Genomic DNA, 13964 nt, shown 5'->3' on the forward strand with positions numbered 1-13964 from the left:
CGGCCTGGACTCAGTTCGAGACCTCCAGGCGTACGCGGCGCACTTAGTCGGGTCGGAATGGACCCCCGGCTGCCGGGTCGACTCTCGGGTGCCCTACGAGCGAAGAGAATGGACCTCGAAGGAAGTTCGCAAAACATGTACGGACAAGACCCGACACTAGACTAACGCGGATCGAAGCCATCGTATCGGTTTGAAAGAAACCGCCAACAGCATGTCGCAACATTCCCGTGTGCAACGGGGTTGACCGCAGTTCGTAAAGCTTCTCCAAGAACTTCTTCCGACTGGCGATCGATCCGAACGCTTGAACAAAGTTCGGATGGCTCATAGTTTCATCTATTTCACTGGATGCGAGTTGTTCTATGAAGTGAACGAATCGCGCCGCAGACCGATTCTTCCGCCACGAGGTGTTCGGGTTAGCCAATGCCTCTAGTGCGCTTATGTACATAGCGAGCGCAACATGCTCGCTCGGCTGCTCCATTGCTTGTTCGTAGGCGTATATGCAGCCCTCGGCGCGCGCGTACGCCTCGCGGCCGACTTCGGGTCTAGCATCCTCCCTAAACTCGTAGAGGCCTTCCAGATCGTAGAGGCTCAACCCCGGCTCCAAAGGCAACTGCCGCATGGTTGCCAACACGGCAAGCGACGCTTCGACCTCGTCGGCAGTAGCTTCGAACACTGGATGCATCCCTTCTACGGGAGCAGCGAGCGCGAAGGCGACGCAAGCTCGCAGGTTGGTCGCCCTTTCCTCGGCAAGTCTCCGACTGAACGGGCCTGCCATCGGCCCAGGAGTGCGGAATACAATCGACGTATCGAATGCTGGAATGGTAACCGGCGTTGTCTCTTTGTTTACCTGCTCAAGTGCAACCGTAGCTTGGTCACCGAATGACCACGTCCCCTGAAACCGCCGATGATTGTGTTCACTCATCAACCGCATGAAGTGAGTGCTTACGGCAGGCCCCAAACTCATCCGGGTTGAAAACGCGGCGCGCCACCATACTCCCGACCCAAAGTCGTTCTCGGAAATTCGACTCTGAGCCTCTCGCTGGCAAGCTCGAACTTCGGCGCGGATAGCCCGCGGGGAGGTTACTTTTGGAGGCTTCATTGGCTCCAATGCAATGCGGAGGCCAGCGTCGGATACCTTAACTTCCCACGTGTAGCCAGACTGTGAATGCTCGATGGCGCCGAAGCGCTCCTTCAGCAGAAACAGCATCCAATCCACGAACAGGAACTGTCTCGCTTGGTCCGACAGATATGAGGTGGGGAAGCTTTGAGTGTTCGACAACGCTGGCTCCGACAGTGACCGCAAGTTTCAGGACAGGGTGCTACTGCAAGTCGCGAAGCGCAACCATATTCCAGGTGGCTGGCGGGCGAAACGCCATAGCGCACAGCTCGGACGCTAGTTCGCCATGGGTGATCAAGGTGATCAACTGAGCGACGGTTGACCCCGCGGCCACATGGGTCCGCACCAATCGGGCGATCCCAACGCCGTGTACGGTCCGCCGACCGGGTGCAGGGGTGCGTGACAAAGTGAGTGACAACCGATCCACACGCCGACGGACGATCGCGGATGCCGGCGGACCGTTCGAGCAGGTCAACCTGCATGTCGGACCTGATCAACTAGAGTCGACCATGCCTTGACACGGAAGAGGTCACTGGTTCAAACCCAGTATCGCCCACCACATGAAAGACCAGGTCACGGCCGGTTCTCCTGATCGAGGAGACCGGCCGATTCCCGTTTCCGGGCCACGTTGGGAGAGATCTGGGAGACGATCTCTGCGGCGTCGCGGCGACCACGGTCAGCCCTCCGCCCGCAGCAGTCGATCGAGGACCCCGACCGGCGAGCCGGGGCTCAGCCGGCGCCGCTCGTCCAGCGCCGCCCGCCACACCTCGCCGTGATGTGTGCATACAGCGCCTGGACCGACCCGTCCGCGTGGCCCATCTGCGCGTCCATCAGCGTCGCCGGGGTCCCGAGTTCGACCATCATGGTCTTGTACGAGTGACGAAGCCCGTGCGGCGTGAGGTTCGGCGCGACCGGCGCCCAGCAGCACTCTGCCCGGCCCGCCGCGTTGCGGCCCCGCACCGGCACGCCAGGCCACGGCTCCGCCAGCAGCGGCGCCGGCCACGGTGCGTGCGGCGCCTTGCCCGGATACCACCCCGTTGCCGCCGGACGGAATAGCCAGGTGGCGAAGCCGTTGCGCCGCCAGTGCGGCGCCAGGACGCCGCCGACCACGCCCCGCACGTACCCGAGATCGGCGATCGCGTCCTCAAGACGCGCCCGAGTGGCATCGGCCGCCGTGCCATGCCCGTTGAGCACCCCGGAGACCGTACCGACCGACAGTCAGCCCGCCGGGTTGCGTTGGGCGGCGTCGGTTGCTGTACTCCGCTGCTACCGCTGAATCCGCACGCGGGGAGTGCTGGGCAACGCATGTTGACGCGGGCCACGGCCAAGCCCACGTCTCCCGTAGATCAACTGATCGCCACAGTGTTCGGCCTCATGTCAACTCTTAGCAAGCCGCTTGATCAGATCGTCGATAAACACGACAACCTCGTCCTTGCTCTTGACTTCTTCAACAGCAAGTCGCTCTACGACTTTGAACCCGGCGTTCTTCATCAAACGATCGCGACTCTGATCAGCTGCCACCCTGCGCGCATGGTTTCCGCCGTCCAGTTCGATTGCCGCCGCCTTTCCTTCGTAGACGATGACGAAGTCGGGTTCGAAGTTCTTACCCACAACGCGATGACCCGGAAGCGGGAAGACTGAGAACGTTTCGCTTGGGGGAAGACTTTTGACGGTTACGATCCTCGTCGTGAGCAGTGACTTCGCGTTCTGGAAAGTCGGTGACGGCGATCCTGGCGAGATCTTCGACGGCTTGGCTGATGGGGCCACTGACACGCTCGAGCCGCACCCCGACGTCGCAGGCTTCCGCAGCGAACTGTTGTGGCGCTGGCCCGACCTGGTGGACGTCCTTGAGCCGAGCGAACACGACCTTGTTGACTCGCCCGAAGATGCTGCAAAGTACGTGCTGCTGACCCTTCCGGTGCGCATGCTCGGCCATCTTGACGGGATCTATGAGCTGGCTCGCCAGTACAAACTCCGCGGTTACAGCGGTGTAGCCGACGAAGCGTTCTAGGTGACTGGTGTTAACGATGGCCGCTGTCTATTTCGGGTAGTTTGCTGGGATGGCGTTGGGTAGGGCTTCGCAGCAGTTGGATCTCCTCGACCCGGTGATCCGGTTCTGCGACGAGACCCTTCCCGGCAACTCGATCTTCGCGTTTCTGCACGAGCACCGTGAGGCACTGTTCCCGGACAGCATGTTCACCGACCTGTTCGCGGAGGTCGGCCGCCGGTCGGTGCCAGCGTCGGTGGTCGCCACGGTGATGGTGTTGCAACGCCTGGAGGGCTTGTCGGATCGTGAGGCGGTCGAGCGGTTCACGTTCGACGCCCGCTGGCGTTACGCCGCCGGGGTCGGTGGCTGGGACGGTGCCGGCCGGGTCGGGTTCGCCCATACCGTGCTGGTCGACATGCGTGAGCGGCTGCGCCGCTCGGACCGCCCGGACCGCATCTTCGAGGTCGCGTTGGCCGCCGCCCGCACGGCCGGGCTGATCGGCCGGCGCCGGGTCCTGGATTCGACACCGTTGCATGACGCGGTCGCCACGATGGACACGATCACGCTGATCCGTGCCGCGGTCAGGGGTCTGCTCAGCGTCGCCGGTCCCGGACTGGCCGGCGCGTTGCGGGCGGTGCTCACCAGCGGTGACGAGTACGCCAGCGCAGCCAAACCGTTGATCGACTGGGATGACAAGGCTGCCCGGGAGGCGTTGATCGATTCCCGGGCCCGAGACGGTCACGCGCTCCTCGGGCGCTTGATGGGCGTCAAGACCTGCCCGAACCCCTCGTCCAGGCCGTGCGGCTCCTCGCCATGGTGCTTGGCCAGGACCTGGAAACAAGCCAGATCGCCGCTTGCGCGGTCTGCAGGTCGGGCGAGCGTGGGTTCCTCTACCTGGCCACCATCATCGAACTGCACTCCCGCCGGCTGATCGGCTGGGCGATCGCCGATCAGCCGGCGCACCGAACTCGTCGTGGACGCCCTAGCCGCCGCCCGGCGGACCAGGGGCAGCCTGGACGGGGCGATCATGCACACCGACAACGGAGCCCAGTACACGTCGAAGGACTTCGCTGCCGCCTGCCGTGCTGCCGGTGTCCGGCAGTCGATGAGCGCGGTGGGTAGCTCGGCCGACAACGCCCTGGCCGAGTCGTTCAACGCCACCTTCAAACGCGAAACGCTGCGAGGCCTCCGCGCGTTCACCGACGAACGCGAGGCACGACTCACCGCGTTCCGCTGGCTGCACCGCTACAACACCGTCCGCCGCCACTCCCGGCTCGGACACCAATCCCGAACAGCTACGAGAGGAACATCCGAACGGCACCAGCTACGCCGACGCCAGCCGCATAACCCCCGTGTTCAAGATCAGGGGGCAAGGCCCCACTGCCAGCGCCGGTAGTCCTGCCGGCGACGGCGGCGGGGCACGGTGTCGACCAGGCCGTGTCGCCGCAAGCGGGCCGCTGCGCGCCGCCCGGGGCACGCCGCGCCTTGCCGCTTCGCTCGCGGTGCACCGACCCCGGGCGGCGCGCAGGCCCGAGCGGATACTCCAAAGCCCCGGACATCCTCATCACGAGGAGCCGGGGCTTCGAGCGAGCCGGTAACTGTGTGTATACGAACTTGTCGTTGCTGACGCTACACCGAGCGTGACCCGGGGCGTGCTAGAACAATGGCGTAAGGACCGAGCCCCACACCCAAATGCCATCCTCCCAGATTACGCCGTACAAAGAGTTCGTTCGGATGACGGGCGCACTCGGATTCGCATTCCTGGTGAGTGTGAACCTGTGGTCATAGTACAGATCCCGCGGCACTAGGCAATCCTCCCAGGTGTACCGGCCGGCCGCGAGATCGAGGGTATAGATGATTTCTGGGCTTTCAGTGAGTTGCTTGTGCTCAAAATACCCGTCTACGGTATAGGTTCCCGCCGCGAGGTCGATGCCGATTGACGTGCATGTCTGCTGGTTTCCGGAGGTCGGATGTGCAATTAGGTACTGTGTTGTGAGATGTTTCGCGGGCGGCAAATATGCATGCGCGGCAACGGGCGCTACCGTCACGGCAGTCAATGCTGTTACGAGCATTACGAGAGCGCGCTTGAGTGTGCGCAAGTTTCCCCCTTGGATTCATACACTGATCAAGATCATAGATTCCAATGCATCGCTCCGTCCAGGGCTGCGTTTGGCGAAATGTCGCATCTTTGCTGGGTTGACGGAGACCTATGCGCCTGGTAGCGGATCTTCATGGCTAGGCGGGTCAGGCATCCGCGTGTGGTCTATGCCTCCGGCGGGCAGGGCCCCCGGCCCTGCACCCGGGGATCGGCCTCCGGCGGCCAGGGCCGCCCGCCCTGGACCCGACGCTCCGGGATGCCGGCCGTGGGGTGGGTTGCGGTAGGTGCATGGCCTCCGCACCAGACCAAGCCGCTTCGCGGTCGCCTGCGGCGAGTCCGGTGCGGACGACCACGGCCCGGCCGGGGGCGAGCCTGCGCGACGGGATGCCATGCAGGGGGAGGTGTGGTTCAGCGGGACGCTTCGCGTCGCCGCCGGTGGCCGGTTGGGAGAGACCTGGGAGACGATCATGCGAATGACCCCCAGAAGGACCATCGCAAACCAATGCAGATCAGCCCCTGGACCAGGCGTTTCGCCATCCGACCAAGCCAGGCGGACCGAGTTGACCTTGTTGGCACGGAAGAGGTCACTGGTTCCGACCCAGTATCGCCCACCACACGAAAGACAAGGTCACGGCCGGTTCTCCAGATCAAGGAGACTGGCCGTCGCCGTTTCCGACCCCCGTTTGGAGAGATCTGGGAGCCGATTACCGCGGCGTCGCGGTGACCACGGTCAGCCCGCCCGCTCGCAGCGGTCGATCAGGGACCCCGACCGGCGACCAGGCCGTGCCGTACCAGGACCCGATGGATCGTGATCCGCGACGGAATCGGGCAGGACAGCCGTTGCGTCCAGCTCGGACTCGATGCGCCGGGCATCCCGTCGCGGATGGTGCCGGCGCGGCTCGACGTTCTATACGTCTTCAGGGCGGCCCGCTCGGGGCACGTCGCGCCTTGCCGCTTCGCTCCCGGCGTGGCGACTCCGGACGGTGCGCTCGCCAGCCCGAGCGGACACGCCGAAGCCCCGGAGATTCTGGCCAGGAGAGGGCGGGGCTGACGCTGGCTGGACGGGCAAAATCCTGTGCGATACTCCGGCGCGTGGATGACGATCAACCGCCCGAGGGTCCGCCACAGCGGGTGTTGCTCGTTGCCGCTCTCGGCTCCGCACTGCTGGCGCTGCTGGTTCTGGTGCTGTGCTGCTGCATGGGCGGGAGTCGTGTGATCGCGGGCGTCGTAGGGTTTCTGACCGATCCCAGTCTGACGTAGGCCGGCCCCCGGCTGGTCGCGCTACACCGACCGTGCCCCGGACGCGGAGCCGACGCGACGGCCGGCGATCCGGCGGTGCAGCCGATCGCGACGGCGGGCAGGGCCCGGCCCTGCGCCGCTTCGATCACGGCGGAGATGACCTCCAGCCCCTACGACAGGTGCATGCGGTCTGTCGAGACCACCGAGTGGTGGCAGCGGGGCTGGCCGACGACGGGACGATCCCCGAGCTCGCCAGCCATCGCCCGCGATCTCGGCGAATGGGCGCTGCTGGCCGGTGGCCGGCGCGTGTCAGCCGCAGATGGCCTGGGTCTCGCGGGCCGCGACCTGCATGGGCGGGGAGACCATGCCGCCGCTGCTGGAGGTGAGCTGGTCGAGCGACGTGAGCGTCGCGGCGGTGTCGTCGAGCGCGGCAGCCTGGTCGTCGATGGCCTTGCGCAGGGCGGGATCGTTGGCCTTCGGGGCCAGGACACGGACCGCCTTCGCCCAGGTCGTGAAGCTCTTCTTGGCCGTCTCGACGACGGCCGCCTGCTTCGTGGGGTCGGTGATGGTGGCGGGCTGGCCGTGACCTCCGAGATGGAGACGCCGCCCGCCTCGACCGCCCGGCGGTGCACGGCGTGGGCGTCCTCGACGTACGGCCGGAGGAACGCGGGCGTCGCCGGCCAACTCGGGTCGCCGTCGAAGAGCATCACGATCGCGTCGCCGATGCGGACCTCCGCGTGCCCGATCACCCCGCGGGCGTCGATCACCCGGCCCAGTTCCTCGGCGCCGAACGCCCTTCGATGTAGTCGATGACCGCGGCCGTCTCGCGGGAGATGATCCACGGCGTGACGGTCGTGCAGCCCTCGGGGATCGCCTTGACAGACATGTCGGGTGGCTCCTTCTGCATGCGGGAATGCGCCATCGACGCTAGCCAGCGTGGGGGTCATGTTCTGTCCTCGAGCGCACGAGGCGTCGGCTCGACCGCAAGTGCACGGCGCGGTTCTGGCAGGATCGCCCCGTGAAAGCGCAGGATCGGCCCGGGAAAGCGTTGGCATTGATGCTCGTCGCCGTGGTTCTCGGAGGCTGCGGTGGCGGCGGGGAGGCCGCTGAGCACACCGAGCGGTTCACGCAGGGCGGGGTCAGCATGGAGCCGACCGTCATGCACGGGCAGGTCGTCACCGTCCGGAAGGTCGACGGCGGGTACGCGCCGCGGCGCGGGGACGTCGTGCTGTTCCGCGGTGCCGGCGCGCAGTGGGTCGCCTCCTCGGCGCCGCTGCTCAAGCGGGTCGTCGCGATCGGCGGCGAGACCGTCGCCTGCTGCGACCAGGCCGGGCGGGTGACGGTCGACGGGTCGCCGCTCGACGAGAGCTACCTCGGCGAGAACTCGCCGCTCGACGTGGCGCCCAATCCGCGGTCCTGCGGGTCGCGGCGGTTCGCGCCGGTCGCGGTACCCGCCGATGCGATCTTCGTGATGGGGGACAACCGGGCGAGGTCGAACGACTCGCGGTGTGCCGGGCCGGTCCCGGTCGCGTCGGTGTCGGGCGTCATGACCGGCGGCTGAGCCGTGGACGTGCTCGACGAGGTCATGGGCCGGGCGGCCGGCGACCCCGGCGTGCTCGGGGTGGTGCTCACCGGGTACCGGCGAGGACCTCGCGGAGGAAGCGCTCGAACCGGTCCGGGCTCGACAGCATCGGGAAGTGGTCGGCGTCCGGCAGCACGGTCAGCGTCGCGTCGGGCGCCTCGTGCAGCAGCCGGTGCGCCCACAGCACGCTGCCGTGGAAGTCCCGGCCGCCGACCAGGATCGTCACCGGGACGGCCAGCTCGCGGAAGCGCGTCTTGACCGGCGGGTCCAGCTCGGTGCCGTGGTAGTGCTCGAGCGTGATGCGGTGGGTGTTGGCCACCTCCAGCCCGATCATCTTCCGGCGCTGGAACTCGTCCAGGGCCGGCGCCCACGCCGTCAGTTCCAGCTCGGCGGCGGCGCGGACGCCGGACTCCGCCAACGCCTTGTCGATCTCCGCGAACTTGTCGAGCATCTGCCGGCGGGCCGCCGCCTCCTCGGGGGTCGGGTCCGGGAAGTCCCCGAACGCGCCGCTCACGACCACCGCCCGCCGGACGCGGGAGGGGTGGCGGTGGGCGAAGCCGAGGGCCCGGCGCGCCCCCTCCGAGCACCCGACGAGCACCGCGGAGGCGATGCCGGCGGCGTCCAGGACGGCCGCGATGTCATCGATCTCGCTATATTCAGCGGTACCGGGGGAAGACAGGCCCGTGTCGCGATAGTCGAACGTCGTCACCCGGGCGACGCCCGCCAGCCAGGCGACGGTCGACTCCCACATGCGCACGTCCGCGGTGCCCGCGTTGAGCAGCACGACGTCGGGCCCCTCGCCGCGCGTCTCGGTGTAGAGGTACCCGCCCGGGACGTTCACGAAGCTCGCGATCACCACGCAATCCTCAGCGTCCGGGCCGCGCGCCGTCAATCTCCCGGGCGGCGGGGCCCGCGGTCCCGGCGTCGTAGGGTGGGTGCGTGATCGGGGTGCTGCTCGTCGACGACCAGGATCTCATCCGTATCGGGCTGCGGACGCTGCTGGAGCACGAGGACGGGTTCGCCGTCGTGGGGGAGGCCGCCGACGGGCTCGCCGCCGTCGAGGAGGCGGTGCGGGTGCGGCCCGACGTGATCCTCATGGACATCCGCATGCCGGGCATCGACGGCCTCGAAGCGACGCGGCGGATCGTCGCGCGGCCCGAGCTGGAGCACACGCGGGTGATCGTGCTGACCACGTTCGAGCGGGACGAGTACGTGTTCGACGCCATGCGGCTCGGGGCCAGCGGGTTCCTGCTGAAGAACACGCCGCCCGCGACGCTGCTCGACGCGATCCGGACCGTCGTCGACGGCGGGGCGCTGCTGGCGCCGTCGGTGACCCGGACGCTCATCCGCGAGTTCGCCCGGCATTCGCCGCGGACGGTGACCCCGCACCCGAACCTCGACCAGCTCACCGAGCGGGAGCGGGAGGTCGTCGCGCTCGTCGCGCAGGGCCTCAGCAACGCCGAGATCGCCGGGCGCCTCGTCGTCAGCCCGGCCACCGCGCGCACGCACGTGAGCCGGGCGATGATCAAGCTGGCGGCGCGGGACCGGGCCCAGCTCGTCGTGTTCGCGTACCAGTCCGGGCTCGCGTGAGCCTGCACAGACGTGCGCGCGCTGCAACGGGCCTGCACGGCTGAGGAGCCGCGGCGCGAGCGGCCCGGCCCGAGTTGGCATTGACAGTCGGCGATGGGTCGTCGTAGCGTTCGGGGAAATCGCTTTCCCCCATCGCGGGGAGCGGTGCGGTAGAGGGGGCGCCGCCGCCACGGCGCCCTGCCCGCACCGGCATGCCGCTCGGTCGAGCGCGGCAGTCACAACACCCCCGCCCGTCGCCGCGTCGGTGGCTGCGCACCGCATCTGACCGACATCTGACCGACATCTGACCGACATCTGATCGACATCGGATCGACCACGTCGACGGCCGCCGTTGACATCCGCGGCGATACAGGTTCCTATTGTACTAGGCTCCTAGATGAATAGGACAACGGTGATCGACTTCCACTTGGACGCACACTCCGGCGTCTCGCCCTACCTGCAGCTCGTCCAGCAGGTGCGGCGGGCCCTGCGGCTCGGGCTGCTGTCGGTCGGCGACCGGCTGCCGACCGTCAAGGAGGTGGTCGCCCGGCTGGCGATCAACCCCAACACGGTGCTCAAGGCGTACCGCGAGCTGGAGCACGAGGGGCTGGTCCAGCCGAAGCCCGGCGTCGGCACGTTCGTCGTGCGGACCTTGAGCGACGACGACGCGGTCGCCGCCCACGAGCCGCTGCGCCGCGAGCTGGAGGACTGGCTCGGCCGGGCCCGCCGGGCCGGGCTCGACGCCGAGAGCATCGAGGCACTGTTCCAGACCACCTTCCGAAAGGCCACCGAGGTGAACGAATGACACCCGTGCTGCAGACGGAGGGGCTCACGAAGCGGTACGGGCAGCGCCCGGCGCTCAGTGACGTCACCCTCGACATTCCGGCGGGCCGCATCGTCGGGCTCGTCGGGCCCAACGGCGCCGGCAAGTCGACCCTGCTCAACCTGGCCAGCGGGCTGCTCACGCCGAGCGCCGGCACGATCCGGGTGCTCGGCGCGCGGCCGGCGGGGGACGCCGCGCAGCTGGCCCGGGTGGGCTTCGTCGCCCAGGACACCCCGGTGTACGCCGGGCTGACCGTGGCCGACCACCTGCGCCTCGGCGAGCGGCTCAACCCGCGCTGGGACGGCGCGCTCGCCCGGCGCCGGATCGAGCAGGTCGGGCTCGACCCGGCGCAGAAGGCGGGCCGGCTCTCCGGCGGCCAGCGGGCCCAGCTCGCCCTGACCGTGGCCGCGGCGAAGCGGCCCGAGCTGCTCATCTTCGACGAGCCGGTGGCGGCGCTCGACCCGCTCGCGCGGCGGGCGTTCCTGCAGAACCTCATGGAGTTCGTCGCCGAGCTGGAGGTCAGCGTCGTGCTGTCCTCGCACCTGCTCAGCGACCTGGAGCGGGTCTGCGACCACCTGGTCGTGCTCGCCTCGTCGCGGGTGCAGGTCGACGGTGAGGTCGAGGACCTGCTCAAGACCCACTACCGGTTGGTCGGCGCCCGCGGCGACCTCGACGAGCTGCCGGCCGGGGTCGAGCTCGTGCACGCCGAGCACACCGAGCGGCAGAGCACGCTCGTCGTGCGGGCCGACGGGCCGCTGCCCGGCGCCGTGAAGCACGCCGACCACCTCGACCTGGAGGACATGATCCTCGCCTACCTGACCCGCGACGCCCTGGGAGCGCACCGATGATCTGGCTGACCTGGCGGCAGTTCCGCGCGCAGGCCCTGACGAGCCTCGCCGTGCTGGTGGTGTTCGCCGCCGGCCTCCTGGCGCTCGGGCTGATGATCCGCAGCGGCTACGACGCGGACGTGGCCGGGTGCGTCGCGCCCGGCTGCGACCCGGAGGAGGCCCTCGACACCTTCCGCGACCGGATGTTCACCCCGGTCCTGCTCGTCGGGTTCCTGCTGCTGCTCGTGCCGGGGCTCATCGGGGCGTTCTGGGGCGCGCCGCTCATCGCCCGGGAGCTGGAGACCGGCACCCACCGCATGGTGTGGAACCAGAGCGTCACCCGCACCCGGTGGCTGGCGGTCAAGCTGGGCCTGCCGGCGGTCACCGCGATCGTGTGCACCGGCGCGCTGAGCCTGGTCCTCGGCTGGGCGGTCGACCCCTTCGACGACGTCAACGGCGGGCGCTTCGACGCGCTGCTCTTCCCCGCCCGCGACCTGGTGCCGCTCGGCTACGCCGCCTTCGCGTTCGTGCTGGGCGCGACGCTCGGCCTGCTCACCCGGCGCACGCTGCCGGCGATGGCGCTCACCATGGCCGTCTTCGTGGTCCTGCAGGTGGTCGTGCCGGTGGCGGTCCGCGAGCACCTGATGCCGGCCGAGACGACGAGCGTCGCGTACAACCGGGGCTCGGCGCAGACCGCCCGGCTGAACCTCAAGCACAACGGCGACACGCTGATCGAGGGCTACGCGCTGCCCGGCGCCTGGGTGCTCAGCGGGCGGACGCCGCTCGTGGACGCGTCCGGGACGAAGCTGACGCCGGAGCAGGTGCAGCCCTGCCTGCGCGGCAAGCCGGCCGAGGACGCGGCCTGCCTGGAGCGGCTCGGCGCCCGGTTCGAGGTCTCCTACCAGCCCGGCAGCCGCTACTGGCCCTTCCAGTGGCTGGAGACGGCGCTGTACCTGCTGCTCGCCGGGCTGGTCGCGGTGGTCGCCTTCGCCCGGATCCGCCGCGGCTGATCACTCGGCCAGCACGAACCGGTTCTTGCCGGCCGTCTTCGCGAGGTACATCGCCTCGTCGGCGTCCTTGAGGATCGCGTCGGCGTCGCCCGCGCCGCTGAGGGCGACGCCGACGCTGGCCGAGATGAGCGCCGGGGGCTCGCCCACGTGGAACGGCTGCTCCAGGGCCTTCACGATCCGGTTCGCCGTCACCTGGACGTCGGTCGGGTCGGCGAGCTGCTCGGCCATGATGGCGAACTCGTCGCCCCCGAAGCGGGCCACCGTGTCGCTCGCCCGCACGCAGTTGCGCAGCCGGATCGCCACCTCGCGCAGCACGGCGTCGCCGGCGGCGTGGCCCAGGCCGTCGTTGACCTGCTTGAAGCCGTCGAGGTCGACGAACAGAACGGCGAACGTGCGCCGCTCCCGGGCGTGCGTGAGCAGCGCGTGCTGCACCCGCTCGTAGAACAGGACCCGGTTGGCCAGCCCGGTCAGCGGGTCGTGGAAGGCCAGCCGCTGCAGCTCGTGCTCGCGCTCGCGCAGCCGCGCCTCGGTCTCCTGGCGCCGCTCGATGTCCTCGCGCAGCGCGGCCGTCGCCTCGTCGACCTGGGTCATCGCCCGGTTGCGGGCCCCAGCCAGGATCGCCACCAGCGCGCCGAGCAGCAGCGTGATGACCAGGCCGGCGCCCAGCGTCAGCGCCGCCATCCGCCGGTCGGCCCCGTTGAGCAGCCGGTCGGTCGGGTACAGGGCGAGCTCCCAGTGCCGCTGCCCGACGGTGACGACCTGCCGCCGGTTCAGCGGGTCGTCGGTGATCTCCTGACCCGCCGACACGCTCGCGACCACCCGGCCGGTGCCGGTCCCGCCCTCGGTGAGCAGCACCCGGACCGCGCCGCGGGCGTGCGAAAGCAGCGTCTCGTTCAGGAAGTCGCCGCCGCGCAGCCCCATGACGACCCAGCCGCGGAAGCGCCCGTCGGCGTGGTTGTGCACCGGCACCACGAGCGTGAACGACAGCTGCTGCTGCGCCGGCGGCAGCTGCCGGTCCTTGAGCAGCACGTACGCCCGGCTCACCGCGAACTCGCCGCTGTCGCGGGCGACCCGCAGCGCCTCGGCGGGCTCCGGCGCCTGGGCCAGGTCCCGCCCGGCGACGGCCGCGACCCCGTCGAACGGCCGCGAGAACACCACGAACGCGTGCTCGGCGCCGGCGCCCACGGGATCGAGCGTCAGCGTGGGCACGCCGCGTTCCCGCCAGTACCGCTGGATCCCCGGCACCTCCGAGTCCGTGCCCGGCACCGCGAAGGCCACCCCGCTCGCCCCCGGCAGGCGCTCCCAGTTCAGCCCGGAGGAGCTCGCCGCGAAGTCGGCCGCCGTGAGGTTCGGCTGGGCGCCGATCGACGCCGCCAGGTCCATCAGGGTGTCGCTGTAGCGCTCGACCCGCTCGGTGACGGCGGTGGACACGTCCTCGGTGTAGCGGTCCATCGTCTGCGCGGCGTAGCGCTGTTCGACCCGGTGCACCGCCGCCGCTCCGCCGCCCGACAGCCCGAACCCGGCGAGCACCACGGCGGCGACGAGGGCGGCGCCAGCCCAGCGCCGTCGCCGCCGAGCCCGGTCACCAGCGTCCGCCCGCACGACGGACCGATCGGCCGACGGCGGCCGGACTTTCGCGAAACCTGCGGGGCCGCCGAAAACCGCCGATATGACCGATTAGGAACCGGGGACCCGACTGAAGGGGCGTTCGG

The 13964-nt window shown here is 69.1% G+C and carries 14 protein-coding genes and 2 pseudogenes; 9 read left to right on the forward strand and 7 right to left on the reverse strand.

Features of this window, described 5'->3' with window-relative positions; genetic code table 11:
- Positions 1 to 43: 43 nt before the first annotated feature.
- The 3 genes and pseudogenes from IEZ31_RS25775 to IEZ31_RS25785 form a co-directional block, all read right to left on the reverse strand.
- A complete protein-coding gene (locus IEZ31_RS25775) occupies positions 44 to 1279 on the reverse strand; it encodes a hypothetical protein (RefSeq protein ID WP_190252541.1) in 1236 nt (411 codons plus the stop codon).
- Between the two features lie 514 nt (positions 1280 to 1793).
- Positions 1794 to 2335 (reverse strand): annotated as a pseudogene (locus tag IEZ31_RS25780) (tyrosine-type recombinase/integrase); the annotation flags it as partial.
- Between the two features lie 159 nt (positions 2336 to 2494).
- A complete protein-coding gene (locus tag IEZ31_RS25785) occupies positions 2495 to 2728 on the reverse strand; it encodes a DUF559 domain-containing protein (RefSeq protein ID WP_190252542.1) in 234 nt (77 codons plus the stop codon).
- 76 nt (positions 2729 to 2804) lie between these two features.
- Between IEZ31_RS25785 and IEZ31_RS25790 the strand changes: the two genes are divergently transcribed.
- The 4 genes and pseudogenes from IEZ31_RS25790 to IEZ31_RS25805 all read left to right on the forward strand — a co-directional run bounded on the left by IEZ31_RS25790 (position 2805) and on the right by IEZ31_RS25805 (position 6462).
- Entirely contained in the window at positions 2805 to 3128 is a 324-nt protein-coding gene (locus IEZ31_RS25790; protein ID WP_190252543.1) for a hypothetical protein, read from the forward strand.
- Between the two features lie 49 nt (positions 3129 to 3177).
- Positions 3178 to 4035: a transposase gene (locus IEZ31_RS25795; RefSeq protein WP_505661132.1), complete on the forward strand. Its 858-nt coding sequence runs from the start codon at positions 3178 to 3180 to the stop codon at positions 4033 to 4035.
- A pseudogene (locus IEZ31_RS25800) lies at positions 3993 to 4392 on the forward strand (transposase); the annotation flags it as partial. The gene IEZ31_RS25795 and the pseudogene IEZ31_RS25800, both read left to right, overlap by 43 nt.
- A 1902-nt stretch (positions 4393 to 6294) precedes the next feature.
- A complete protein-coding gene (locus tag IEZ31_RS25805; protein ID WP_190252546.1) occupies positions 6295 to 6462 on the forward strand; it encodes a hypothetical protein in 168 nt (55 codons plus the stop codon).
- Positions 6463 to 6750: 288 nt separating this feature from the next.
- Here the strand turns inward: IEZ31_RS25805 and IEZ31_RS25810 are convergent, their stop codons facing one another.
- Both IEZ31_RS25810 and IEZ31_RS58240 read right to left on the reverse strand, forming a co-directional pair.
- Positions 6751 to 7125 (reverse strand): hypothetical protein, encoded by a 375-nt coding sequence (locus IEZ31_RS25810; RefSeq protein WP_190252547.1) that lies wholly within the window; start codon positions 7123 to 7125, stop codon positions 6751 to 6753.
- A 79-nt stretch (positions 7126 to 7204) separates the two neighbouring features.
- Positions 7205 to 7327 (reverse strand): hypothetical protein, encoded by a 123-nt coding sequence (locus IEZ31_RS58240; RefSeq protein WP_268241690.1) that lies wholly within the window; start codon positions 7325 to 7327, stop codon positions 7205 to 7207.
- Positions 7328 to 7459: 132 nt separating this feature from the next.
- On the opposite strand from IEZ31_RS58240, the gene lepB reads away from it, so the two are divergent.
- Positions 7460 to 8002, forward strand: coding sequence for a signal peptidase I (gene lepB / locus IEZ31_RS25815; RefSeq protein WP_190252548.1), 543 nt, complete (start codon positions 7460 to 7462; stop codon positions 8000 to 8002).
- Between the two features lie 67 nt (positions 8003 to 8069).
- Here lepB and IEZ31_RS25820 read toward each other — a convergent pair whose 3' ends face one another.
- The gene (locus IEZ31_RS25820) at positions 8070 to 8879 is read right to left on the reverse strand and encodes an alpha/beta fold hydrolase (protein ID WP_190252549.1); all 810 of its coding nucleotides are present in this window, start codon (positions 8877 to 8879) and stop codon (positions 8070 to 8072) included.
- 83 nt (positions 8880 to 8962) lie between these two features.
- On the opposite strand from IEZ31_RS25820, the gene IEZ31_RS25825 reads away from it, so the two are divergent.
- From IEZ31_RS25825 to IEZ31_RS25840, 4 genes are all read left to right on the forward strand, one after another.
- Positions 8963 to 9613 (forward strand): response regulator, encoded by a 651-nt coding sequence (locus IEZ31_RS25825; RefSeq protein ID WP_190252550.1) that lies wholly within the window; start codon positions 8963 to 8965, stop codon positions 9611 to 9613.
- A 391-nt stretch (positions 9614 to 10004) separates the two neighbouring features.
- Positions 10005 to 10397, forward strand: a complete 393-nt coding sequence (locus IEZ31_RS25830; RefSeq protein ID WP_190252603.1) for a GntR family transcriptional regulator — start codon at positions 10005 to 10007, stop codon at positions 10395 to 10397.
- Complete coding sequence (locus IEZ31_RS25835; RefSeq protein WP_190252551.1) at positions 10394 to 11263, forward strand: ABC transporter ATP-binding protein; 870 nt, start codon at positions 10394 to 10396, stop codon at positions 11261 to 11263. Before IEZ31_RS25830 ends, IEZ31_RS25835 begins: the two co-directional genes overlap by 4 nt.
- Positions 11260 to 12252 (forward strand): ABC-2 membrane transporter-related protein, encoded by a 993-nt coding sequence (locus tag IEZ31_RS25840; protein ID WP_190252552.1) that lies wholly within the window; start codon positions 11260 to 11262, stop codon positions 12250 to 12252. Before IEZ31_RS25835 ends, IEZ31_RS25840 begins: the two co-directional genes overlap by 4 nt.
- Here IEZ31_RS25840 and IEZ31_RS25845 read toward each other — a convergent pair whose 3' ends face one another.
- Positions 12253 to 13854 (reverse strand): diguanylate cyclase domain-containing protein, encoded by a 1602-nt coding sequence (locus tag IEZ31_RS25845; RefSeq protein WP_190252553.1) that lies wholly within the window; start codon positions 13852 to 13854, stop codon positions 12253 to 12255.
- Positions 13855 to 13964 lie beyond the last annotated feature (110 nt).

This window comes from Dactylosporangium sucinum, from assembly GCF_014647515.1.
Taxonomy (GTDB): Bacteria; Actinomycetota; Actinomycetes; order Mycobacteriales; family Micromonosporaceae; genus Dactylosporangium; species Dactylosporangium sucinum.